This is a genomic window from Streptococcus parasanguinis (assembly GCF_016648925.1).
Lineage (GTDB): Bacteria > Bacillota > Bacilli > Lactobacillales > Streptococcaceae > Streptococcus.
The window spans coordinates 14,208-38,612 of the sequence record NZ_JACLQX010000019.1; the positions used below are offsets into that span (position 1 = coordinate 14,208).

Sequence of the window (24,405 nt, forward strand, 5' to 3'; positions counted from 1 at the left end):
ATCTTCTCCTATTCTTTCAAGGCCCCTATCATGACACCTTGATTAAAGTATTTTTGGACGAATGGATACAGCATCATAATCGGTGCTGTTGAGATAACGATGGCTGCATATTTCATCATATCAGCCTTAATACGGAGGTCAGAAGCTACCTCCCCTGTTGCTTGCGATTGCAACATTTGATTACTAATTAAGAGACGGCGCAGGATCAATTGCAGGGGTTGAAGATTTTCATTGGTCAAATAAATCAAGGCATTGAACCAAGAATTCCAGATCCCTACTGCTGTCCAAAGTCCAATAACGGCAATAATAGCCTTGGACAAGGGGAGCACGATCTTTCTAAAGTAATAAATGGTTCCGCACCCATCGATCTGGGCGGCTTCCCACATCCCTTCTGGAATACTATTGTTAAAGAAAGTCCGAGCTACAACGATATTGTAAGGAGATACTGCAAACGGTACAACCATTACCCAGAAGGTGTCGACCAATCCCATTTGTTTCACTGTCAAATAAATGGGAATCAAGCCCCCAGAGACAAACATGGGAACGATAAAGAAGACACTGACCCATTTCTTAGCAAAGAGGTCCTTTCGCGACAAGGCGTAACCGGCCGGGATATTAATGACCAGAGCAACGATGGTTCCTACAACCGTGTAGAGGATGGTATTGAGATAGCTCTTTAGAAACAAAGGCTGCTCAATCAAGCGTTGATAGCCATCTAGTCGCCATTCCCTCGGGATAAACCAAACCTTACCAGTTGCCACATCAGACGGATTACTGAAGGAGGCAATAATGACAAACCACAAAGGGTAGACAATCAACAGAATCAAGCAAATCGCTAGACCATAGATAAAAATATCAAAGAGAATTTCTGACTTGGTCTTTCTCGCATGTTGAAACAATTTCACAATTTCTCCTCCTTTCTAGAACAATCCCGTCTTGGTATAGCGTTTCGCAAACCAGTTAACCGACAGTAAGATGATCAAGTTGACCAAGGTATTAAAGAGACCGATCGCTGTCGAGTAACTATATTGGAAATTAATCATCCCCACTTTATACACATAGGTCGAAATGATTTCACTTCCTGCTAGATTGAGTGGATTTTGCAAGAGCAAGACCTTTTCAAAACCAACACTGAGTAGGCTTCCTGCTCTGAGAATCAGGAGAATCATGGCCGTTGGTAAAAGTAAGGGTAAGTCAATATGACGGATCTTTTGCAATCGACTCGCCCCGTCCATGGTCGCTGCTTCATAAAAGGTCGGATCAATGGCCGATAGCGCGGCTAGATAGATGATACTATCCCAACCGATATGTTGCCAGACATCACTCCAGACATAGACACCCGCAAAGCTACCCGGTTTGGATAAGAGAGCGGGCATCTTTAAGCCGACAAGTTTGAGGACATTGGCTAACAATCCACTACTTGGAGAGAGAAAAAGAATAATCATCCCACACATAACCATAGTCGAAATAAAATGAGGCAAATAAGTCGTTACTTGAAAGACTTTTTTGAACTTGCCCACACGAATCTGGTTGCAAATGATGGCTAGAACAATCGGCAAGGGAAAACCAACCAGAATACTGTAAATAGAAATTTTCAAGGTATTCTTCATGGTTGTTGCAAATTGGAAGGATGAGAAGAACTGGTTAAAATACTTGAGACCAGCCCAAGGACTTCCAAATATCCCAGTAGCGGGAGAGTAATCTTTAAAAGCGATGACTAGACCCGCCATAGGGATATAGGCAAATAAAATCAATAAAATAATCGATGGCAGGAGCAGCACATATAAAGGAATATTTTTCTTAAATTTGCTCTGCTTCGCATTAACTTCGCTTTTCATAAGGCCCTCCTTTTCTTTCTCCTTTATTTTATAGGAATCCTTTCCATCTTTATAGAACTTTTTCGTGCATCTTCATTCACTTTTCCGTTTTCTCCACACAAAAACATGCACTTTCCCGATTTTTTTTACTTTACTATCGGTTTTGTTCATGAATCCGTTTTCAAATAGTGCTATAATATATGTGAGGTGCTCATTATGAAAGCTATTCACAGAAGTACACGAGATCACTCGATTCAATTTTTTTCGCGCCTACTCTTTCTCCTCTTAGTTGTCAATACCTTGATCAACCTTTTGATTGGTGGGATTAGCCGAAATTTTATTAAACACCAAAATATGCTCCATTTAGAGGACTCGATTCATATCTATGCGGATTCCTTAAATACAGAGCTTCACTCCGTTGAGCGTTTTATGTACAGTACCATTAGTCACAACGACTATTTGACAGAGCTCAATACTCCGCTTGATTTCACAGATTTTCATGAAAATCTAAAAAAACTGCGGATTGATTTCACGGAGTTTCAGTACCAGATGGATAGCCCCATTACCTTTTTCATAGAGACAAGAGATATCCCCCATTTTTTCAATGCCTCCAGTCTTCAACTGCCCTACCTGGACTATGTACAATTGAAAGATCATCTTAAAACCTATGACAAAGAAACAGACAAGACCCGTCAAAAATGGCAACGAATCAGCCTGAACCAGCATGATTATCTCTTGAAATCCCTTCATTACAAGGGCAAGGCTATCTATGCCATCATTTCTACCCAGGATATTTTAAGACCCTTGCAAAAGCTCAATATTGGAAAAAAAGGGCGCTTATCCATCGAACGCCCCAATCAGATCCATGCTACAGATTCTGTCATTCAAGCCGATAGCAATCAAACCCATCTGCCTTTTGATCTTTATGTGACAGTCGATTACGGAGACGTTTTCCGTACAAATATCGTACTGGAAACCCTTCTCTCTTTGGTCCCTTTGATCATCGCCGTTCTCTCTACCATTCTGATCCTTTATATTCGTCAACGGATGATCCAACCGATGAAACGACTCACCCAGCGTCTTTCTCAGCTAGATGCTGCTTCTACCAAGCTAGATGTGATCGAAGACCAAGGGATCTTAGAGATCGATCAGGCCAATCACAAGCTCAATCAGGTCCTGATCCATATGAAAGATCTCCAAATTCGAGCCTACCACGCGCAACTCAATCTCAAAAAAGTCGAACTCAATTACCTCAAAAATCAAGTCCGACCCCATTTTTACCTCAACATGCTTTCCATGATTCACAGCATGCTCCAAACCAAGGACTATAAGGAAATCGAGGAATTGACCAAGGTGACTTCCAACTACTTGCGCCACCTCTTTCAAGCCAATCAAGATTTCAATCGCTTAGCAGATGAAATCCAGCATATCCGAAATTACCTAGAAATCCAGAAAATCCGCTATGGGGACAGCATCCACTTTGACCTGGACTGGGATCCTGGTCTGAAAGATGCGGCTATTCCCCCCCTGCTTTTACAAATCTTTGTGGAAAATGCCATCAAACACGGCTTTTCTTTCCAAGATTCCTTCCACATTCAGCTTTCCATTCATGAAGAAGCAAACCAACAGCTTGACATTTCCCTTCAGGATAATGGACCCGGTTTTAGCTCCGCTATCTTACAAGATCTAGCAGAGAAAAAATCCTTAGTCACTGAAGATGGCCACCACATTGGTTTGACCAATGCACGGGAGCGACTAGATCTCCTCTATCCAGATCACTACACGCTTCAATTTTCAAATGGATCCCAAGGAGGTGCCCGCATCCAACTGAGACTTCCTTATGAACCCTACAAAGGAGACACACATGAATATCCTACTCGTTGACGATGATCGTTTTATCATTAAAGCCCTACAGGAAACCATCCATTGGGAAGCCTTGGGCATTGAGCAGGTATATACTGCCTCCAGTCTGAGCCAAGCCCAAGCCATCATTCAAAGTCACCCAATCGCCCTCATGATCAGTGATATCGAGATGCCACAAGGCAGTGGGCTAGATCTCCTAGCCTGGGTCCGGTCAGAAAAATATGACATTCAAACGATCTTCCTCACCAATTATGCTGATTTCAATTATGCTCAAAAAGCCATTGAACTCCAAAGTTTTGAATACTACCTCAAACCGATTGACCCCGACCGCTTAGAATTTATCATTCAAAAAGCCCTCAATAAGATCAAGCGCCACAAGAGTGCGGCCCAATTAGCACAGCAAGGACAAAAAGAAGCTGAATTTTGGCATGACTACTTGCGAAAACCGCGTCCATCTCAAGCAGAACAGCTCCTTCAAGAAATGACAAAACGAGGCTATAACCCCAAACCACATGAAGACTACCTCTTGGTCCTCATCACTCTCCACTTAGTTGAAGAAGACTTTCATCCTAGCGTCCCTTCTTGGCGCTTGCAGCTCCGCCATTGTATCAAGGATCTCTCCCTGGATTTCCCTGTCCACTACTGCGCCCTCAGTAAAATCGAAAGCCAGACCGATCGCTACCTCTGTCTCTTCAAAAAGAATCAGACTACAGAGTGTGCAGACTTCCTAAAAGCTATCCAGCAGAAGATCCAGCAAGACTTAGACCGATCCTCTATCCTTCTCTATTCAGATGCCATTTCCCTTAAGACGCTATTGATGCAGGCTCTGCAACTCTGCCAATACAGTGAAGAACAAGTCTTCCATTGGGACAGTATCCACTCCTATGCTTCTTTGGCTCCACAACCTCAAAAGCCTGCTCATCGGACATCGCTCACTTTTACAAATCAGCTAGAGACAGAACAGCTCCTCCAAATCATCCATAGCTTAGAGACTCAAGATCGCATCCCGCTCTCAGCTCTGAGTGAACTCCAGCTAGACTGGACCCAGCAAATTGGCATTTATCTGGACAAGAACGGCATTCTCGCCCACAAGTTATTTCAAAACAAACACCATCAATTTCTCTTCGAACGGCGGTTTCATGCCATCGAAGCTTTTGAAGCCTATATTGGGGATTACTGGAGCTCTGCTCGCCATTATGTGATCGATCTAGAACACCAATCCAATCTCATCCAGCGGATCACCGACTACATCGACCACCATTACAAGGAGGATATCAGTCGCACCAAGCTGGCCGAAATGGTTTTTCTTAGTCCAGATCATCTAGCACGGATGTTTAAGCGCGACACCGGCGAAACCCTGGTGAAATACATCACCGATAAACGGATGGCCGCTGCAAAAGAGATGCTATCGCAAAGCGATACCCCCATTTACCAAGTCGCTCTCCAGGTGGGCTATGACAACTACTCCTACTTTACAAAGGCTTTTAAACAAAAGGTCGGCCTCTCCCCAGGAGATTACCGCAAACAATGCCAAGAAGCCTTTTAAAACAAGAAAAAAACCTTTGAAAAAGGATTCCTTTTCAAAGGTTTTATTTTCTTCTCTTCTTAATTTCTTTTTCAATGGCACTAGCAATTTTCTCCACCATATAGGCCGTCTGGAGATTGCGCAAGATCAAGAGGGCCCAAAAACATGCAAAGAGCATTTGACCCGCCATAGTCGCTTCATTGAAAAAATAAGTCTCCATAGCAGTAAAGACTGCTATCACTGCAAATTGTTTTCTATTCATAAAATTATTTTACCATGATTCAGTAAAAAATTCATGTATTAATCGTCTTGCAGGGTGATTTTATCGGATAAAAAGTGAAATTCCTCAGGGATGACGCTTTCCTCTTCTTCCACCACTTCCGCTTTTTGCCCACGCGCCTTAGCCGAAAACTCTGCCCGAATTTGGGTCCATTCTTCCATCGAAACCGCTAAAATCTCTGGTGAGAAGCCAGCAGCATTGCTGAGGATATTTCCAAACATGGTATTGAGGTTGTCCCGCTTCATGGTCTGTTCGGCATTAAAGGCAGACTCAAAGGCTAAAATCGCATGGTTCTCATTGGCAGCGACCGGCTGGGATCCGATTAAGAGGGCCTTATCCGCACCTGCCAAGCTCTCGATGATTTCCCCCCAAGCATTCTGAAGACGGATCAAGTTGGTCCGTGCCAACTCTGGGTTTTCAACCGCCTCTTGCAAGATCGCGTTGACCTTGTTTCGATCTGCACGGTAGCCCTTGCTCGACTTGGTTGGGCGAGCTACTGCTGGTTTTGAAGCAGGAAGACTGCTACCTGATTGCGCTAACTGTTGCTTGAGCTGTGCGACTTCCTTTTTTAAGTCTTCCAGCTGAGCTAGCACATTGGAAGGAACCTCCAGAGCAGCTGAGTTAGAAACTTGGCCCGTGCTTTCAGCCAATTTAATGGTCATCATTTCAGTATAGATACGCGGTTGCAGGCTATTTTTGATATCCGCTAGACTAGTCGTCGCCTGGTCAATCAGGGCAAAAAGACGGGCTTGATCGGCTTCAAGATTCGCCGCAAATAAGTCACTAGCGTGAGTGTTTTCTCCGCCTGTCTGGACAATCAAGAGATCTCTCAGATATTGAAGTAAGTCCGTAACAAAGCGGGCCATATTCTTCCCATTATCAAAGATAATCGCTAGCTGATCCAGCGCCGCTGTCGCATCATGAGCCAGGATGGCAGCCACGTACTGATCGAGCGCAGCTAGACTGATGGAGCCAGTAATCTCTTCAGCGATTGCTGTCGTCAACTCACTACCCGCAGTCAGACTCAGGGCTTGGTCCAAAATGGACAAGGCATCCCGCATCCCACCTTCAGCGCGCCGAGCAATGATCTGGACAGCATCTGCTTCATAGGCAATGCCTTCTGTAGCTAAGATGCTTTCCAAATGGTGAACGATATCCGGTAGTTTGATGGATTTGAATTCAAAGCGTTGCACCCGTGACAGAATAGTGGCTGGAATTTTGTGCAATTCCGTTGTTGCAAGGATAAAGACCACATTTTCCGTCGGCTCTTCCAGCGTCTTCAACAAGGCATTAAAGGCCCCTGTTGAGAGCATATGGACCTCATCGATAATGTAGACCTTGTGCTTGGCTAGACTTGGAGCATAGGTCGACTTGTCGCGAATATCGCGAATTTCATCGACCCCATTGTTGGAGGCTGCATCGATCTCGATAACATCTTCTAGACTCCCATTGGTGATGGATTCACAGATATAGCAGTCGTTACAAGGCTCCCCATTGACTTGATTAGGACAGTTCATAGCCTTAGCAAAGATCTTGGCTACACTGGTTTTCCCAGTACCACGAGGACCCGAAAAGAGATAGGCATGGCTGATCTTCTCCTGCTCGACGGCCTGTCTCAATGTCCGTGCCACCACTTGCTGGCCGACTAATTGGCCAAAGGTCTGGCTCCGGTATTTCCGATATAAAGCTTGATACATTAGTTCTTAACTCCAAACATCTTAAAGTCCCAGTTTGTCTTTTCGATCAAGAGAGCGACAAACTTTTCCAAATACTCTTGATCCAGCTGATCATAGTCAGAGACACACTCTGAATCTAGATCTAAAACTCCAAGGAGCTGACCGTCCTTGACCATAGGGACCACAATCTCACTCATGGCTCGACTATCACAGGAAATATAGTTGGCATGCTGGCGCACATCATCGACAATGATGGTTTCCTGCTTTTGAGCTGCTTCTCCACAGACACCCTTTCCAAGAGCGATATGGACACAAGAAACACCTCCCTGAAATGGTCCCAAGATCAATTCAGTTTGATCATACAAATAGAAACCCGCAAAGACCGAACGAGGCAGGGCTTGATTTAAGAGCGCACTGGCATTGGACAGATTAGCCAAGGCATTGGTTTCTCCTGTTAAGAGAGCGTCTAACTGAGCCAGCAAGAGCTGGTATTGTGATTCTTTTTCCGAATGTTTCATACCTTCCATTATACCAAATCTTTGCCCAAAAATTAAGCTTCAAACAGCGAAAGAAAAGAGAGTGGGACAGAAATCGGTAATTCGTTAGAATTCGATTTCGTCGTCTCACCTCCGCACAGTTGAGTAGGGCTGTAAAAGCTGATGAAATCAGCGTAGTAGAGCCCATTCAACCACTGCGTCTTGCTCGACAATCCAAAAACAATTGAGAGGCTAGGACTTTTGTCCCAGCCTCTGGAATATAGATAAAGTTATCTTAAAACTTTTCTCACGGCGGAAAGTTTCAATATTTTCTTGATTCATTTTAAAAATGAAATCTCAGTTTTATTTCTTTGCAGAATCATTTAACTCATTCTTCTAAAAATTATTTTATCTATTCATGTCGCCGATTGAAGCGAAAGACTTCAAAATATTGAATGGCCCGGTAGATTAAAAAGATGGTCAAGATGATGGCCACTAGCCAGATAGTTTTTAAACCATAAAACTGGATCAAGTAGGTCGAAAAGATGGCCCCACAGACGAAACTCCCGATCAAGCAGGTCATAAAGATGGCTTCCCAGAGGAATTTCATCTCCCTGTCTCTAACAAAATTTCCATAAGCTACCATGGTTTTCTTGAGATTTCCGGTCATAAAAGAGTGGTTGTAGGCATAGCTACCTACTTCTCCAAATGAGGTCGCTACGATTCCCAAACTCAGGCCAAAAAAAGGCACGATGAAGACATTTTTTACCGATGCTGGCAAAAATCCCGTCACCAAAGTTGTGAGGATATAGGGCACTAGGGTACTCAAGCGCCAGACTGAATTATCAATCAAGCGACGCAAGACCGTCATTAAAAAGATCCCCAGCATAAAGGCCAGCATCGTGGCTAACTTCACTTCTACATCTGAGATCTGCTGGCCGATCAAACCAACCGATAGAAAGACCACATTTCCCGTCTGGCCTGCCGCCAAGGTCCCACCCCGACAAATAAAGGTATAAGCATCTGAAAAACCAGCACACATGGTCAATAAACAAGCGAACGCCTTGGTCCGCGAATGAAACTCCCTTTTCATTTCCATTCTCCCTAGGAAAAAGAGGGAGTGGTACAAATGTTACATAACATTTCTGGTACCACTCCCGCGAAGTTGATTGAGAACTCTTTCGAGTCTTTTAGCGAATGAAGAGTCTCACCAACTACTGCGACATTCAATTATTCCAACTAATGATAAACGATGGAGATCGATTGTCCTCTTTCTCCCTATCTTTATTTTCCCTCACGCGCCTCGTTGAGGATTTTCTCAATCTTGGTTGTGATCAAGTCAATCGCAACTGTATTGGTCACTCCCTCAGGAATAATCACATCCGCATAGCGCTTGGTTGGCTCGATGAACTGGTGGTACATCGGTTTTACTACACCAAGGTATTGCTCAATGACACTATCCAGACTCCGGCCACGCTCCTCCATATCGCGCTTGATCCGGCGAATGATCCGCACATCATCATCCGTATCAACGAAAATCTTGATGTCCATCAGGTCCCGAAGGCGCTTGTCTTCAAGAACTAAGATCCCTTCCACGATGAAGACATCCTGTGGTTCCTGACGATAGGTCTTGCTGCTGCGCGTATGTTCCGCATAGTCATAGGTTGGGATATCCACTGGACGACCTGCCAAGAGTTCATTGATCTGCGCAATCATCAAATCCGTATCAAAGGCAAAAGGATGGTCATAGTTGGTCTTGATCCGCTCCTCAAAGGTCAAATGACTTTGGTCCTTGTAATAAGAATCATGCTCAATCATGGCAATCTTTTCATTCGGGAAATTGGCCAAAATGGCACGAGACACACTGGTCTTTCCACCACCAGAGCCACCAGTAACACCAATAATAATAGGTCTATTTTGCATTTTCTACTCCATTACCTGTAGTCGCCTGAGAAGAAATAGACATCTCAGACATATCTTATCCATTTTACCATATTTTTTCCTAGACATGAATAGTTTTTCAGTCAGAAATTTGGAAACAAAAAGGACCTTGCGGTCCTTTGATTATTTCACTTTTTCTAGTTTTGCAGCAAATTCATTACCACCACGTAAGACGAGTATATTTTTTCCACCATTGACAGGTACGAAACAATAATTTGAATTAGCTTGTATATAGACTTCCTTAGCGCTCTTCACTTGATAGCCTTCTGATTTCACCGCTTCTTGAATTACGTCAAATGTGTGTTCAATCTCTTCTTTAGAAGTCGTGTCTCCATCATACTTTTCTTGATCAGCTAGAGAATAGAATGCGTAAGCCTTGTTATCGTAATACTTATCACTTATAATTCCATGATCTGAAATCTGAACAGTTGTATTATCTCCTTCTGTCACATTCTTCCATTTTCCAACCATGGCCTTTGGTGTTTCAACCTTGTGATAGACCAAATTATCTTCAAAGTTTCCTTTGTATGACTTATAAGTTTTCAAGTCGAATAAATCATTTCTTAAAATAATATTGCTTCCGTCTTTTTGGAGCAAGTTATAGCGTGTGTTCCCACCAGACTTAATAACAACAATTTCTGTCGTCTTCAGGTTAAATTTCTTATCGACATCCGCAAGTGAATGCAAGTCTGTTGCATTTAACAAAGAAAGTGCTGTATTAAATTCTTTTTTCGCTTCATTCCCCTTGAGAACCTTTTTGATGGTCTCACCACCATTGACTTTTTGTTTCTTTCCACTTAGTTCATAAGTAACCGGACTAGAATCCGTATTTCTCAACCAAACCCCATCTAGACTTGGTCCACCTGAAAAGAAAAAGAACCAAGCAAGAGCAATCACTGCGACAAGTCCCGCAACTGCGACCCCAATCTTTGTTTGTTTATTGAAAGAAAATGTCAATTTTTTCGGTCTTGGCACAGGTTGCAAGGTTTTCGCAGATGGTTGTGGTTGGACAAAACCCGTCTGCTCTTGTGAAAGAGGTGCACTAGGTGCAACAGGTGCTTCTTGAGCAGGAACCTGCGCTTCAGTTATTGGTGTCGGTGTTTCTTTTCGCTCTACGACAAACTCCCCTTTTTCACGCGCTTCTTGAAATTCTTGCATACTTGGCTTACGACCATTGATCGCTTCAAAGTATTCAACCCAATCATTTTGATTCATCATATCCCCCTTATTGATTCATCATAAAAACTAACCATATTATACCACAAATTCATGGTCCATTTCGTGATTTTCAGAAAATAAAAGAAAAGGACCTTTTGGTCCATCTGATTTATTTCACTTTTTCCAATTTTTCGAATAGATGATAGCCCTCTGTGAAAACAAGGACTGTCTTCCCTCCATTTACAGGGACATAATAAAAATCAGATCCTAGTTGCTTGTACACGTCTTTCATACTAGTTAGCTGGTAATCTTGGGAATCCACCGCATCTTGAAGATCCTCAAAGACCTCATTCACTTTGTCAGCTGACTTTTCTTGATCAAACTTACTGGAAGGCATTTTTTGAAGCTCTTCTAGGGTATAAAAAGCCGTACCTTCGCTACTATCAAATTCACTATAAGTCAGAATACCACGATCATTTAATTCAAGATAATTGGTTTCGTCATCGTAAGAACGCTCAATTTTCCATTTTCCAAGGAGCACTTTTGGAATTTCAGTCTTATGAAAAACAGCATTCTTCTTAAAGCTCTCTGAATGATCACTATAGGTAACCAAATCCATCAAGTCATTGGCTAAAATCACATTGGTCCCATTGCTTTGGAGTAGATTATAAACAAGCCCATGCTCGTCTTTAATGATGACAACTTCCCTCGTGTGGAGGTCAAATTTTCTATCAACATCAGCTAAGGTCTTCAGCTTGGAGTAGTTTAACTGGTTTAAAGCTTTCTGAAACTCTTGACTCGCTTCCTTCCCCTTATAAACTTTTTCAATCTTATACTTACCATTCGATCGTGGCTCTTCTTGATTTAATTCATAAACGACTGCTGTTGAATCAGCAGGTCCAATCCAGATTCCTTCCAAACTTGGAGTCGGTTGGAAGAAAAAGAAGTAAGCCAGTACAAAGATAGCTAGTATTCCCATACCTGATAAAGCCCATTTTGTCTGCTTATTCCATTTCACACTAAAGCGTTTGATAGCTGGAGTCTCAGGCCTTGACTCCACTTGTGACGGCATTTGAGCCTGCTCACTTTTCTCTCGTAAGGCTACCGCTGATGGAACTGGTGCTTCAGGAACGGTCTCTTTTCGTTCCACTACAAACTCACCATTCGCTCGTGCATTTTGAAACTCTTGCAGACTCGGCTTCCGGTTATGGAGTGCTTCAAAATAGTCAACCCAATCTTTTTGATTCATCTATTCCTCCTAATCGATGATTGTTTTCAAACTGATCCTATTATACCATACATGAAAGGGCAATCACTGTTTTTCAGAAAAAAAGAAAAAGTCCAAGCGATGTTCCACTTGGACCTTCTTCATTATTTCAAAACTTTTTGTGTTTTCGCGTAGTTGGCTTCTACAGCTTCTTTTTCAGCCTTCCACCAGTCTTGGTGGTCTGTGTACCACTTGATGGTATCTTCCAAACCTGCTTCGAAGTTTGTGAATTGTGGTTCCCAACCCAATTCTTCACGCAATTTGGTTGAATCGATAGCGTAACGCAAATCGTGACCAGCACGGTCTGTTACACGGTCGTAGGCGTCTTTTGGTTGACCCATTTTTTCAAGGATGAGCTCAAGCACTTCCTTGTTGTTCTTTTCACCATCGGCACCGATCAAGTAAGTTTCACCGATACGGCCTTTGGTGAGGATAGCCCAAACACCAGTTGAGTGGTCGTTGGTGTGGATCCAGTCACGGACGTTCTTCCCTTCACCATAAAGTTTTGGTTTGATCCCAGACAAGATATTGGTGATTTGACGTGGGATGAACTTCTCGATGTGTTGATATGGTCCATAGTTGTTTGAACAGTTTGAAATGGTTGCCTTAACACCAAATGAACGAACCCAAGCCTTCACGATTAAGTCTGAAGCAGCCTTAGTTGATGAGTACGGTGATGAAGGGTTGTATTTGGTTTCAGCAGTGAATTTTTCACCAGGACCTTCCCCATGTCCAGGAAGATCTTCGCGCAATGGAAGGTCTCCATACACTTCGTCTGTTGACACGTGGTGGAAACGAATGTCGTACTTACGAGCCGCTTCCAATAGTGTATAAGTTCCAACAAAGTTTGTGTAGATAAATGGAGATGGGTCTTTGAGGGAGTTGTCATTGTGGCTTTCAGCCGCATAGTGAACAATAGCATCAGCCTTGGCAGCCAATTTGTCAACTAATTCAGCATCAGCGATGTCCCCCACAACCAACTCGACACGATCTCCAAGGATTTCTTCAATGTTGGCACGGTTACCAGCGTAAGTGAGTTTGTCAAGGACAGTCACATGTACGTCTGGATGGTTGTTGTAGACATAGTGTACGAAGTTTGAACCGATGAAACCAGCTCCACCAGTTACGATGATATGTTTATATTCTGACATTTTTTCTCCAAATAATTTTTAGTTTTGATTGTTCCTTAAATCAATCTTTTTTTAGCTTTCCTTAGGTGAGTACGGAAGTTAGGTGAAATTATCCAGTGGATGATTTCAGCAATCCAGGAAGTTCCATGACTAAATTAAGATACAAAGGGCGTTTGCGGATAAAGTCAAAATAGGAAGTTTGACGCAGAATTTTTCGATTCTAGGAAAACTTATCTTTTTGACACAATCCGTAGCCCGTGTTCAATTAGTTTTGAGCCTAATGTCTCAAAACTTCCGAGCACCTGAAACAAAAATAGTTCAGGTGCTTTTCTCACGGCGGAAAGCTAAGTATATAACTCGCTTCGCTCGTTTATAGCAAAGCTAAAAACTATAGAATGCTTTCTTTGATTGTTTAAAGAGCTATTCTTACAAATCTTCTGCTTTTAGGGGTTTGACGTCTTTGAGCAGTGGGTGGTTCTTGTCTGCTTCTGAGACTTCTGCTTCTGCCAAGTTTTCCCATTGGATGTCTAGGCTTGGGTCTGCGTAGTTGACAAAAGCATATTTTGGTTTGAGTTCCAATGCCCAGTAATCATTGACTAAGTATGTATAAGCAACTTTATCTGTCAAAACTTGGAACCCATTGGCTACACCACGAGGGACGAAGATGCCTTTTGAAGCATCGATCACAGTTTGGTAGGTGTTCCCAAAGCTATCGCCTTCACGAAGGTCTACCCAAGTTCCAAGAACCTTGCCTTCATCTGCTACAGAGATGTACTTGTCCCAAGGCTCTGCATGCAAGCCACGCAAAACATTTTTACGAGAGAATGAAATATTGTTTTGCAACTTGCCTTCCGCAAAGAAGCTTTCAGGGAAGCCAAGAGGAAGCATTTTTTCTTTTTGGAAGTTTTCTTTAAACCAACCACGGTTGTCCCCACGCACAGGAATATCAAACTCCATCAAGCCTGGGATGGCTTCAATTTTGCGTGCTGCTAATTCTTTATCAAAAAATTGTTCCGTCATTAAGCTTCTCCAATCAAACGGAGCAAATATTGTCCGTATTCGTTTTTCTTCAGTGATTGCGCTAATTCATGGACTTGTTCTTTGGTGATATAACCCATGCGATAGGCAATTTCCTCAAGGTTAGCCACTTGGACATTTTGCAAGCGTTGAACAGTTTCGATATATTGAGATGCTTGCAAGAGACTTTCGTGAGTTCCTGTATCCAACCAGGCAAAACCACGGCCCATGAGCTCAACAGAGAGATCTCCACGCTCCAAATAAGCCTTGTTGACATCTGTGATTTCAAGCTCGCCACGAGGACTTGGTTTGATGTTTTTGGCAATCTCTACCACATCATTGTCATAGAAGTAAAGTCCAGTCACTGCAAAGTTGGATTTTGGATGTTCTGGTTTTTCTTCGATAGAGATGGCATTCATATCCGCGTCAAACTCTACCACACCAAAGCGTTCCGGATCTTTGACTTGGTAACCAAAGACAGTCGCTCCTTTTTCCTTCGCTTCTGCCCGTTGCAACATCTTGGTTAAGCCGTTTCCGTGGAAGATATTGTCCCCAAGGATGAGGGCAACATGATTGTCACCGATAAAGTCTTCTCCTATGATGAAGGCTTGCGCCAAGCCATCTGGACTTGGCTGCTCTGCATAAGAGAGGGAAATACCAAGTTCAGAACCATCTCCAAGAAGCTCTTCAAAACGAGGTAGGTCTTGAGGCGTCGAGATGATCAGGATATCTTTGATCCCAGCCAACATAAGCGTTGACAGCGGATAGTAGATCATTGGTTTGTCATAAATGGGCATCAATTGTTTAGAAGCCGCACGTGTCAATGGATACAAACGAGTTCCTGAGCCCCCTGCTAAAATAATACCTTTCATAATGTTAGGCCTTTCTACGTAGTCATTACCCTTATTTTATCATGTTTATATAAAAAAGTCACCTTGCATTTGTGTTACAAGGTGATGACAGGAGATGAGTGTTGTAGAATTGTTAGCATTGGTCTTACTCATGATTCAAATAGATTACTGCTCCTTGACTGAGCCGTCTGAAAACCTTACCTTTACTTCAGATTTGGTCGTGCCTTTCCTAGAATCCATAAAGCTCTGAAATTCCTCATCTTCATTATGATAGACCCCTATCTTCATTTTATGAACATCTTTATCATAGGCTAATTCGTGTTGCTTTGTAGTCCCATCAACAAATGTAATTTTGACATCAGCTCCCCATGCGTCTGAAGTAATGGAGCTATAGGATGGGTTTTTAATCTCAATTTCCTCAATTCCCTTGTAAGAATGCTTCAAGGTCTTTACAAAGCTGACTTCATACTCTCTATTGCGTCGCTTCTCTTCCATTTTTTTGTTCATATGAAACAAAAAGATCCCAACTACCATAAGGAGAGCCAAAGCGATGACACTCATCATCCTTTTGCTTTTCTTTATAAACTTGATTTTTACCATAAGATAATACTCCTGACTAATGAAGAACCCTTTGAGCTGTATCTGACTATCTTTTTTCTCAAAGACAATAACAGCAATCAAAAAGAGAGCTTGTCCTGATGCTCTCCTTTTCAGTTCCTTATCCCAAAGCGACGTCTAGGATCATCATAATGACAAAGCCAACCATGAGACCCAGGGTCGCAACATCTGTGTTGCCGTTAGTCTGGGAATCTGGGATCAACTCTTCAACCACCACGAAGATCATAGCGCCTGCCGCAAAAGAGAGAGCATAAGGCAAGATAGCCGTCATGGATAAGACGGCCACTGCTCCTAGAAGGGCTCCGATGGGCTCGACGATGGCTGACATAGATCCCCAATAAAAGGCATTGAGACGGGATTTTCCATCCGTCCGGATTGGGATTGAAAGAGCAGCCCCTTCTGGGATATTTTGCAAGCCAATCCCAATGGCCAGGCCAACCGCCCCGATAAAGGCTTCTGGACTTGGATTGCTAGCCAGAGCTCCAAAGGCCACCCCAACCGCTAAGCCTTCTGGGAAATTGTGGATGGTAATGGCGAGAAAAAGGAGGATTGTTTTAGACAACTTCTTCTCCCGCGGCGTATGGATACTCTCAGCCTCATCAATCTCCTTCGTCATATGAAGGAGAGGGACGATGGCGTCGATCAAACGGAGGAAAAAACCTCCAGCTAAAAAACCGATAGCCGCTGGCAACCAAGCCAAGCTCCCATAGGAGAGTTTTCCACATACTAAATCGACGGTTGCAAGAGGGACCAAAGTGACGCCGCAATCATGACCCCTGCCGCAAAGCCCATCATGATGTCCAGTAACTTACGACTGATATGCTTAAAGAAAAAAACGATGGCTGACCCGACAATGGTACAGCCCCATGTAAACAATCCTGCGAGAAAGGCCTGTAAGACCACGGATTGCGATTGAAACCAATTCATAACAACTCCCATTTTCTCGATGATTCACTTCTTCTATTCTACTATTTTTAGCCAAATTACGGAAGGTCTTTCGAAAAAAAGAGAGTGGGACAGAAATCGGTAATTCGTTAGAATTCGATTTCGTCGTCCCACCTCCGCAAAGTTGAGTAGGGCTGTAAAAGCTGATGAAATCAGCGTAGTAGAGCCCACTCAACCACTGCGTCTTGCTCGACAATCCAAATACAATTGAGAGGCTAGGACTTTTGTCCCAGCCTACTTCTTCACATATTGTTCAACTGGATAATCTGCTGGATCTAAGCGCAGGTTTCCTCCTACCACGAGTTGGGATAGGTGCCACCCAATGAGGGGACCAGTTGTGAGGCCAGACGAACCAAGTCCACTGGCGACATAGAGGCCTACTTGATCAGGAACAGCTCCCCAAAATGGTGAAAAGTCACTGGTGTAGGCACGGGTTCCCACGCGCTCCCCGATAACTTCTGCTTGAGCGAGTTCTGGATAGTAGGCCAAGGCTTCTGTTTCCATCTGATTCAGCAAAGCCTGATCCACCGTCAGGTCAAAGCCCATCTCATTCTCATGAGTGGCTCCCATACTGATCTTGCCCTTCTGAAAGGGAATGATATCCAGCTCTCCTTCCGGCATGACCACTGGATAATCAGCAATATCTCGGTCTAGCTGATAATCCCTCAACTGTCCTTTTTGAGGCCGGACATCAACTTGGTAGCCAAGTGGCTCGAGCATTTGACCCAACCAGGCTCCTGTTGCCAAGATGACTTTGTCATAGCTTTCTCCTGCTATCTGAAAACCATCCTCTGTAATAGCCAAAGCAACCTCTTCCTTAATCAGTCTTGCGCCACTGGCTTCAAGGAGAGTTTCCGTTAGAAGGGCTCCCTCTACATGGGCCCCACCTGAGGCATAAAGGAGCTGTTCAAAGCCTTGTAGACCTGGGAATTGTTGGCACACTTCTTCTTTGTTTAAAATCGCTAAGTCTCCGATCAAGGGAGATTCTTCCCGACGACTCAGCGCCAACTGATAGAGTTCGTCTAATTTTTCTTCCTTTTTCTTGAGGAGATAGACGCCGGTCTGCTGGTAAAAATCTGTATTAATTCCGTCCTTGGCCAGGTCTTCTACCAATTCTTGGTAGAAATCAGCCCCCAGACGAGCCAGGCGATACCAAGCCTTATTACGCCGTTTAGAAAACCAAGGGCTAATAATGCCTGCCGCCGCCTTGGTTGCTTGGCCGACTCCATGGTCATAGACAGTCACATCCACTTGTGCTTCTTTGGATAAATAATAGGCTGCAGTGGATCCCACGATCCCTGCACCAATAATCGCAACTTTCATCATGACCCCTTAGATATGGTAAAAAGGATTGGTGCTGGCTTGACTGCCAATCACTTCAATCTCCCAGGCTTCCTCAGCCTTCCACTGATTGAGCTTTTCTACTAGTTTTGACACAAAGAGAACCTCGATATGGTGCCCGGGATCTAAGGCCAAGAGGCCATCGCTCAGCATGTCCTGAGCCGTGTGGTAGTAGATATCTCCTGTGATATAAACATCTGCTCCCTTGGCGAGAGCATCCTTGTAAAAGGACTGGCCACTTCCTCCACAGATTGCGACATGCTTGATAACCCGATCCAAATCCGCCTGATCATAACTGACTATGCGCAAAGCATCTAAGCCAAAGGTTTCTTTAACCTTGCTAGTCAACTGTCCAAAGGTTTGTGTAGCTACCCGACCGATCCGGCCGATTCCAAGTCCTTCCCCTGTCATACTGAGGGGCTCTGTATCTTCAATTTCCAAGAGCTGGCAAAACCAATCGTTGAGACCATCTGGGACAATGTCAATATTAGTATGGCTGACGTAGACTGCGATATCATGCTTGATCAAATCGATATAGATCTGATTTTGGGCCCGATCAGCTACCAAATCCTTGATGGGACGGAAAATAGGCGCGTGCTTGACGATGATCAAGTCCACCCCATGAGCGATTGCTTCTGCCACCGTCTGCTCCCGAATATCTAGGGCTACCATGACCTTCTTGATGTCTTTTTGTAGCGTGCCGACTTGTAGGCCACGGACATCTCCCTCCATAGACAATTCCTGAGGACAATAGGATTCATAGCGTTTGATGACTTCACTTGCTAACATGTAGAACCTCCTTGATGTGAGCGATGCGCTCTTCTAACGATGCTCTGGCAGATTGATTCTCAACTGGGACCTGCTCCAAGGCGAAGGCTAATTTCTCCACTTCCTTGGACCACTTTTGGACAAAGGCTGGAGCTTGTTCCCGCATCAAATGGGGACCAAAGCGTAGTTCCTTGGCTGTCAACTCTTGAGAACCGTGTTCCACCACAAGGATCTCATAAAACTTCTCATTTTCTTCCAAGATAGATTCATCAACAATGTGGAAATCATGGTCGACTAACCAAGCCCGCAGTTCATCCTCTCGATTATTGGGCTGCAGAACCAAGCGAGAGACATTGGCTAATTTCTCAAGACCTGCCGCTAAGATATCTGCAATCAAGCGTCCGCCCATGCCAGCAATGGTGATACAGGAAATGCCGTCTGCTGGTTCAAAGGCAGCCAAGCCATTGGCCAGACGGACTTCAATCTTGTCCTCTAAACCATTATCGACGACATTTTGGAGGGCAGACTGATAAGGCCCCTCTACCACTTCCCCAGCAATGGCAGCCTCAATCTTGCCTTCTTGTAAGAGGGCGATTGGGAGATAAGCATGATCACTCCCCACATCCAAAAGACGCGCTCCAGCTGGGACGAAACTGGCCACCAGATTCAAGCGATTTGATAATTTTGTAAATTCCATGTGCTTCTTTCTATACTTTTATTCCATCCTATAGTATACCATGTTTGCACCATTAAAAAAAGGCGCAACGGCGCCTTGTCTATTATGGAAAGGTATTACTTTAGACTTTCCTTAGGTGAGTCCGGACGTCAGCGAACTTCTTCAAAGTTCCATGACTAAGTTTTGAGTCTAATGTCTCAAAACTTCCGGGCACATGAAACTTATACGTTTCATGTGCTATACTCACGGCGGAAACTCTCGCTATCATCCTCAACAAGCCGATATTAGACTTTAGTCAATTTCCTTATATTCTACTTCCAAGCCACGTTGCACGGCTGGGCGATTGGCAATTTTCTCTGTCCAAGCTTGCAAATGCTTGTATTCCTTTACATTTAGGAAAATTCCTGCTCGGTCCCAGACCTTGTCTTGGGCGAGACGGCCATACCAAGACCAGATGGCAATATCTGCAATGGTATAGTCATCCCCTGCGATATAAGGTTTAGTGGCCAGTTCCTTGTCCAGTAGGTCCAATTGGCGTTTGGCTTCCATGGCAAAACGGTTGATGGCATACTCGATTTTTTCAGGAGCATAGTGGAAGAAATGACCAAAGCCTCCACCTAAGAATGGTGCCGCACCCGTCTGCCAGAAGAGCCAGTTGAGCACTTCTGTCCGCTTAGCAGGATCTGTCGGGATTAATTGGCCAAATTTCTCTGCTAGATACAAGAGAATATTAGCTGATTCAAAGACCCGAATCGCTTCCTCTCCTGATTGATCCAACATAGCTGGAATTTTCGAGTTTGGATTGATGGCTACAAAGTCACTGCCAAATTGATCTCCCTCACCAATCTTGATGCGATAAGCGTCGTAGCCTGCATCCACTCCCAGCTCTTTCAATTCCTCCAGCATAATGGTTACCTTAATCCCATTTGGAGTTGGAAGGGTATAGAGTTGGAAAGGCTGATCCCCTTTTGGAAGAGTTTGTTCAAAGCGGGCACCTGCTGTTGGTTGGTTCAGGCCACCCCAGGCTCCTCCCATCTGGCTCGGTGCTTCCCATACTTCTGGTAATTGATAGTCTGACATCTCTTTTCTCCTTTGTCTATGTTACTACTAGCATATCAAATATCGGCCTCCCTTTCAAAGATCTGCTACGCGAAGGCTACTTGACTTTTTTTGCCAAAATGATAGTATAGAAAAAATACAATTTTAAGGAGAAAACCATGTCCACGATCGATTTTCATAGTTTGGCAAAGACAGAACTTCACTGTCACTTAGACGGTTCCTTATCGCTTCCAATCATTCGCCAATTGGCAGCTATGGCCAATATTGACCTACCTGCTAGCGATGAGGAGCTCAAGCACCATGTCACTGCGCCTGCCCACTGTGAGAATCTTTTGGACTATTTGGAGGCATTTGACTACATTCGGCCCCTCCTTCAAACTAAGGAAGCCTTGACGCTTGCTGCTTACGATGTGGCCAAGCAAGCTGCTCTCGAAAATGTCGTCTACATCGAAGTTCGTTTTGCACCAGAATTGTCCATGGACCAAGGGCTCACCGTCCCAGAAACCATCGATGCTGTCTGTGAAGGACTGCGTCAAGCCCAGGAGGAATTTGGCATTGTTGCAAAAGCCTTAGTCTGTGGCATGCGCCAGTCCGATCAAGATCTCACATCTCGCATTCTTGCAGAAGCCAACCAAGTTAGTGATCAGGATTTTGTTGGTTTTGACTTTGCCGGGGATGAGCACAACTACTCTCCAGAAGATATTCGACCCCTAATTGAGCAAGTCAAGAGTTACCATCGGCCCATGACGCTTCATGCAGGTGAGTGTCATTGCCCACACTTTGTTGCCCAATCGATTGCATTTGGCATCAAACGCAATGGCCACGTGACAGCTCTATCTCATGAACCAGCCTTACTCCAATCCTTTATTGAAAATGGGGTCACTGGTGAACTCTGCTTGACCAGCAACCTACAAACAAAAGCAGCACCGACTATAGAATATTTCCCTTATTTGAAGATGAAGGCAGCCGGAGCTCGGATCAGTATCAATACCGATAACCGGACTGTATCTGATACCAACCTCACCAAGGAATACACCCTCTACCATCAGCACTTCCAAACCAAGGAAACTGACTTTTACCAACACAATGTCCATGCCATCCAGGCTTCCTTTGCTAGTGAGGAGGAAAAACAAGAACTCCTTAGCAAACTAGAAAAAGCCTATGCAGACTATCTATAAACGAAAAATGCTAGCAATATATGACTGCTAGCTTTTTGTATGGTAAAAAATTATTTTTTCAAATAAGAACCTATTTGTTTCAGTAAAAATAATGTCTTATTTTTAAAACTATTCAAGTATAAACTAAAAACTTTCCGCCGTGAGAAAAGTGCCTGAAACGTAATTGTTTCAGGCACTCGGGAGTTTTGAGGCCTTAGACTCAAAACTAAGTCATGGAACTTCTACGAAGTTCGCTGACGTCCGTACTCACATAAGGAAAGTTTCTAGGAAGACTTTACCTTCCATCTGCAGCTAGCACTCAAATAAGTGCTAGTTTTTTTAATTCTTCCACAAATCCATGGCCTTCAAGAAATCGTCTGAAACTGTCACATTGCGTGGGTTGGCTTGCTCGCGTTCTTGTAGTTTCGCCTCTACTTGGACCAGGCTGTTGATGCCTTCACTGCGCCAGTTGCGTAAAATGGCTTGGATATATTTCCAGTGAGGCTTGCCGTTAAAGACAGCTTCTCGTAGGGCTGCCTTGATCACATCTGGATCTGTCTGATCCTCGCGCACGGTCTTGGTCAAGTCTTCAATCTCAAAAGGCGTCAAGAGTCGTCCCAGTTCTTGTTGGAAGGTTTCCACCAAGTCCTTGATGACATTTCCCTTAGCAGGCGCGCTTTGTGCCTTCCCTTGTGATTGGGCTTCTAAAATCTCATCCAAGCGCTCCAGGGCAATGGTCGCATCAAAGATGGCTTCAATCTCACCATTGAGCTCAATAGTCCGGTATTGAAGAAGTCCCTTGGTGGTCAGATTGGACATAATCCGATTGACCTCTGTCACCGTTTTTCCTAGATGACTAGCAATCTGATTGGGAGTTAAGGCCTCTTGGCCAGTCGTATTTTGAAGGAAGAAAAACTGCCAAACCAAGTAATCATCTGCTTGGTCAAACAATTCATGATAATGAAAAAGCAAGGCACTTGGAAGAACCAAGTTGCCATACTTAAATGCTTGTGAATATGTCATAATTCCCCTTTATAGGTAACCATAAAATGAAATATCTTTTTCCAATTCTTCCAAGCGGTAAGGTGTTTCTTGATAAACCGCATAGTTGATCCAATTACTAAAGAAAGTCGTCGCAGCTAGATTCCAACGAATGCGAGGCTCTGTATTAGCGTCATCCCCATCAAAATAATTCTTAGGAACGTCCGGATCCAAGCCTGCCTTGACATCTCGGTGGTATTCTTTTGCCAGTGTATCGCGATCATACTCCAGATGGCCAAAGCTATAGACCTCACGCATGTCTGGACTGGCAATGATGGAAAGCCCAACTTCATTTCCTTGCGCGATCACTTGAAGATTGCTCTTTTCAAGGACTTCTTTCAAAGGAATATCTGTATAACGAGAATGAGGGGCAAGGAAGCGATCGTCAAAGCCTCTCATGAGCAGACTATCAGGACGCACCACTGCTTGGTCATAGATACCGGATAGCTTGTCACAGAGCTCTACTTTTTGAATCCCGTAACGGTGATACAATCCAGCCTGGGCTCCCCAACAAAGGTGTAAGGTAGAAAAGACATGACGCTTAGACCATTCAAAGACCTGGGTTAATTCTTCCCAGTAGTCCACTTCCTCAAAGTCCATCTTTTCGACAGGCGCTCCTGTCACAATCAAGCCGTCATAGTAATTATCCTTGATATCCTCAAAGGTCTTGTAGAAGCTCTCCAAATGCTCTGCCGCTGTATTCTTGGATTCATGGCTCGCCATGTAGAGGAAATCTACATTGATCTGCAAGGGCGTGTTGGCAAGGAGCCGTAAGAGTTGGGTTTCTGTTGCAACCTTGGTCGGCATCAGATTAAGAATGAGAACATTCATCGGCCGAATATCCTGGTGAGTCGCCCGAACATCATCCATGACAAAAATATTTTCTGAACGAAGGATATCAACTGCTGGTAATTTTTTATCTAGAGTAATTGGCATAAAAAGCTCCCATCTTACAAGTTCTTAACTAACATTATATGATAGGAGCTTATAGTTTTCAATTATGGTTTTTCTGTAGCCAGTTATAGTATTAGACTATATTAGTAATGCATCAAGACTTTGTAGTCGTAATCGCCGATCGCTTCGCGACCTTTCAAATCATCCAACTCGATCAAGAAGGCACACCCTGCAACGACCCCACCGAGTTTTTCGATCATTTCGATGGTTGCTTTCACCGTACCACCAGTCGCCAAGAGGTCATCAACGATGAGGACGCGTTGACCTGGTTTGATGGCATCTGCGTGCATGCAGAGGGTATCCACACCGTATTCTTTTTCGTAGTCAGCAGAGATGACTTCCCGTGGCAATTTACCAGGCTTACGAACAGGCGCAAATCCAATTCCCAACTCAAAAGCGACCGGACATCCAACGATGAACCCACGCGCTTCAGGACCAACTATCATGTCGATTTTCTTATCTGTCGCGTATTGAACGATTTCACGAATCGCATAACTATAAGCATTGCCATCTGCCATCAAAGGGCTGATATCACGGAAGGTAATTCCTTCTTGTGGATAGTTTTCAATGCTTGCAATGTAATCTTTTAAATTCATGGTTAACTTTCTTTCATAAAAAATTTTTTACATTCCATTATATCATGAATTCCACTAACTTGCATCATTTTTTGCCAAATCATTTTCCCATACCTGCAGTAACAGCAAAATGAGGCTGGGACAAAAGTCCTAGCCTCTCAATTGTCTTTGGATTGTCGAGCAAGACGCAGTTGTTGAGTGGGCTCTACTACGCTGATTTCATCAGCTTTTACAGCCCTACTCAACTGTGCGGAGGTGGGACGACGAAAT

At 43.9% G+C, this 24,405-nt stretch carries 23 protein-coding genes and 1 pseudogene; 3 read left to right on the forward strand and 21 right to left on the reverse strand.

The genetic code is table 11. The features are described 5' to 3' along the window. Window positions 1-8: 8 nt before the first annotated feature. Window positions 9-905 carry a carbohydrate ABC transporter permease gene (locus H7T97_RS07490; RefSeq protein ID WP_195189524.1) on the reverse strand — a complete coding sequence of 299 codons (897 nt, stop codon included), beginning with the start codon at window positions 903-905 and terminating at the stop codon, window positions 9-11. A gap of 15 nt (window positions 906-920) precedes the next feature. Beyond that, complete coding sequence (locus H7T97_RS07495) at window positions 921-1,838, reverse strand: ABC transporter permease (RefSeq protein WP_195529361.1); 918 nt, start codon at window positions 1,836-1,838, stop codon at window positions 921-923. A gap of 195 nt (window positions 1,839-2,033) precedes the next feature. Between H7T97_RS07495 and H7T97_RS07500 the strand changes: the two genes are divergently transcribed. Together H7T97_RS07500 and H7T97_RS07505 are read left to right on the forward strand one after the other, a co-directional pair. Next, entirely contained in the window at window positions 2,034-3,701 is a 1,668-nt protein-coding gene (locus H7T97_RS07500) for a sensor histidine kinase (RefSeq protein WP_195529362.1), read from the forward strand. Next, window positions 3,682-5,226, forward strand: a complete 1,545-nt coding sequence (locus H7T97_RS07505; RefSeq protein ID WP_229100911.1) for a helix-turn-helix domain-containing protein — start codon at window positions 3,682-3,684, stop codon at window positions 5,224-5,226. The genes H7T97_RS07500 and H7T97_RS07505 overlap by 20 nt, the downstream gene beginning before the upstream one ends. Before the next feature lie 43 nt (window positions 5,227-5,269). Here H7T97_RS07505 and H7T97_RS07510 read toward each other — a convergent pair whose 3' ends face one another. The 16 genes and pseudogenes from H7T97_RS07510 to yghU form a co-directional block, all read right to left on the reverse strand. Next, window positions 5,270-5,467 (reverse strand): DUF3272 family protein, encoded by a 198-nt coding sequence (locus H7T97_RS07510; RefSeq protein WP_195529364.1) that lies wholly within the window; start codon window positions 5,465-5,467, stop codon window positions 5,270-5,272. Between the two features lie 38 nt (window positions 5,468-5,505). Continuing rightward, a complete protein-coding gene (dnaX, locus tag H7T97_RS07515; protein WP_195326782.1) occupies window positions 5,506-7,182 on the reverse strand; it encodes a DNA polymerase III subunit gamma/tau in 1,677 nt (558 codons plus the stop codon). Next, the gene (locus H7T97_RS07520; protein ID WP_284444006.1) at window positions 7,182-7,679 is read right to left on the reverse strand and encodes a GAF domain-containing protein; all 498 of its coding nucleotides are present in this window, start codon (window positions 7,677-7,679) and stop codon (window positions 7,182-7,184) included. Before H7T97_RS07520 ends, dnaX begins: the two co-directional genes overlap by 1 nt. 370 nt (window positions 7,680-8,049) lie before the next feature. Then, window positions 8,050-8,730: a YoaK family protein gene (locus tag H7T97_RS07525; protein ID WP_195326780.1), complete on the reverse strand. Its 681-nt coding sequence runs from the start codon at window positions 8,728-8,730 to the stop codon at window positions 8,050-8,052. 191 nt (window positions 8,731-8,921) lie between these two features. Continuing rightward, on the reverse strand, window positions 8,922-9,560 hold the full coding sequence (gene udk, locus H7T97_RS07530) for a uridine kinase (protein WP_003007856.1): 639 nt from the start codon (window positions 9,558-9,560) through the stop codon (window positions 8,922-8,924). A gap of 141 nt (window positions 9,561-9,701) precedes the next feature. After that, window positions 9,702-10,793 (reverse strand): DUF1720 domain-containing protein, encoded by a 1,092-nt coding sequence (locus H7T97_RS07535; protein WP_150906826.1) that lies wholly within the window; start codon window positions 10,791-10,793, stop codon window positions 9,702-9,704. A gap of 112 nt (window positions 10,794-10,905) precedes the next feature. Beyond that, window positions 10,906-11,985, reverse strand: coding sequence for a hypothetical protein (locus H7T97_RS07540; protein ID WP_201089947.1), 1,080 nt, complete (start codon window positions 11,983-11,985; stop codon window positions 10,906-10,908). Window positions 11,986-12,107: 122 nt separating this feature from the next. Further along, window positions 12,108-13,154, reverse strand: a complete 1,047-nt coding sequence (gene rfbB, locus H7T97_RS07545; RefSeq protein WP_003002700.1) for a dTDP-glucose 4,6-dehydratase — start codon at window positions 13,152-13,154, stop codon at window positions 12,108-12,110. Between the two features lie 405 nt (window positions 13,155-13,559). Then, complete coding sequence (locus H7T97_RS07550) at window positions 13,560-14,153, reverse strand: dTDP-4-dehydrorhamnose 3,5-epimerase family protein (protein ID WP_049472463.1); 594 nt, start codon at window positions 14,151-14,153, stop codon at window positions 13,560-13,562. Then, window positions 14,153-15,022 carry a glucose-1-phosphate thymidylyltransferase RfbA gene (rfbA, locus tag H7T97_RS07555; protein WP_201089949.1) on the reverse strand — a complete coding sequence of 290 codons (870 nt, stop codon included), beginning with the start codon at window positions 15,020-15,022 and terminating at the stop codon, window positions 14,153-14,155. The genes H7T97_RS07550 and rfbA overlap by 1 nt, the downstream gene beginning before the upstream one ends. 144 nt (window positions 15,023-15,166) lie before the next feature. After that, the gene (locus tag H7T97_RS07560; RefSeq protein ID WP_049472464.1) at window positions 15,167-15,601 is read right to left on the reverse strand and encodes a hypothetical protein; all 435 of its coding nucleotides are present in this window, start codon (window positions 15,599-15,601) and stop codon (window positions 15,167-15,169) included. Window positions 15,602-15,719: 118 nt separating this feature from the next. After that, window positions 15,720-16,546: pseudogene (locus H7T97_RS07565) on the reverse strand (ZIP family metal transporter). Between the two features lie 252 nt (window positions 16,547-16,798). Further along, window positions 16,799-17,890 carry an NAD(P)/FAD-dependent oxidoreductase gene (locus tag H7T97_RS07570; RefSeq protein ID WP_049472308.1) on the reverse strand — a complete coding sequence of 364 codons (1,092 nt, stop codon included), beginning with the start codon at window positions 17,888-17,890 and terminating at the stop codon, window positions 16,799-16,801. A 6-nt stretch (window positions 17,891-17,896) separates the two neighbouring features. Then, window positions 17,897-18,694, reverse strand: a complete 798-nt coding sequence (locus H7T97_RS07575) for a Nif3-like dinuclear metal center hexameric protein (protein ID WP_049472310.1) — start codon at window positions 18,692-18,694, stop codon at window positions 17,897-17,899. Then, window positions 18,681-19,370: a tRNA (adenine(22)-N(1))-methyltransferase gene (locus H7T97_RS07580; RefSeq protein WP_201089950.1), complete on the reverse strand. Its 690-nt coding sequence runs from the start codon at window positions 19,368-19,370 to the stop codon at window positions 18,681-18,683. The genes H7T97_RS07575 and H7T97_RS07580 overlap by 14 nt, the downstream gene beginning before the upstream one ends. Window positions 19,371-19,640: 270 nt before the next feature. Then, entirely contained in the window at window positions 19,641-20,429 is a 789-nt protein-coding gene (gene yghU / locus H7T97_RS07585) for a glutathione-dependent disulfide-bond oxidoreductase (protein WP_201089952.1), read from the reverse strand. 137 nt (window positions 20,430-20,566) lie between these two features. Between yghU and add the strand changes: the two genes are divergently transcribed. Then, entirely contained in the window at window positions 20,567-21,586 is a 1,020-nt protein-coding gene (gene add / locus H7T97_RS07590) for an adenosine deaminase (protein ID WP_201089955.1), read from the forward strand. A gap of 318 nt (window positions 21,587-21,904) precedes the next feature. Here add and H7T97_RS07595 read toward each other — a convergent pair whose 3' ends face one another. From H7T97_RS07595 to H7T97_RS07605, 3 genes are all read right to left on the reverse strand, one after another. Beyond that, window positions 21,905-22,588 carry a DnaD domain-containing protein gene (locus tag H7T97_RS07595; protein WP_201089957.1) on the reverse strand — a complete coding sequence of 228 codons (684 nt, stop codon included), beginning with the start codon at window positions 22,586-22,588 and terminating at the stop codon, window positions 21,905-21,907. Window positions 22,589-22,597: 9 nt separating this feature from the next. After that, on the reverse strand, window positions 22,598-23,542 hold the full coding sequence (gene metA, locus H7T97_RS07600) for a homoserine O-acetyltransferase MetA (protein WP_003011482.1): 945 nt from the start codon (window positions 23,540-23,542) through the stop codon (window positions 22,598-22,600). A 101-nt stretch (window positions 23,543-23,643) separates the two neighbouring features. Beyond that, window positions 23,644-24,156 (reverse strand): adenine phosphoribosyltransferase, encoded by a 513-nt coding sequence (locus tag H7T97_RS07605; protein ID WP_021153512.1) that lies wholly within the window; start codon window positions 24,154-24,156, stop codon window positions 23,644-23,646. Window positions 24,157-24,405: the final 249 nt, after the last annotated feature.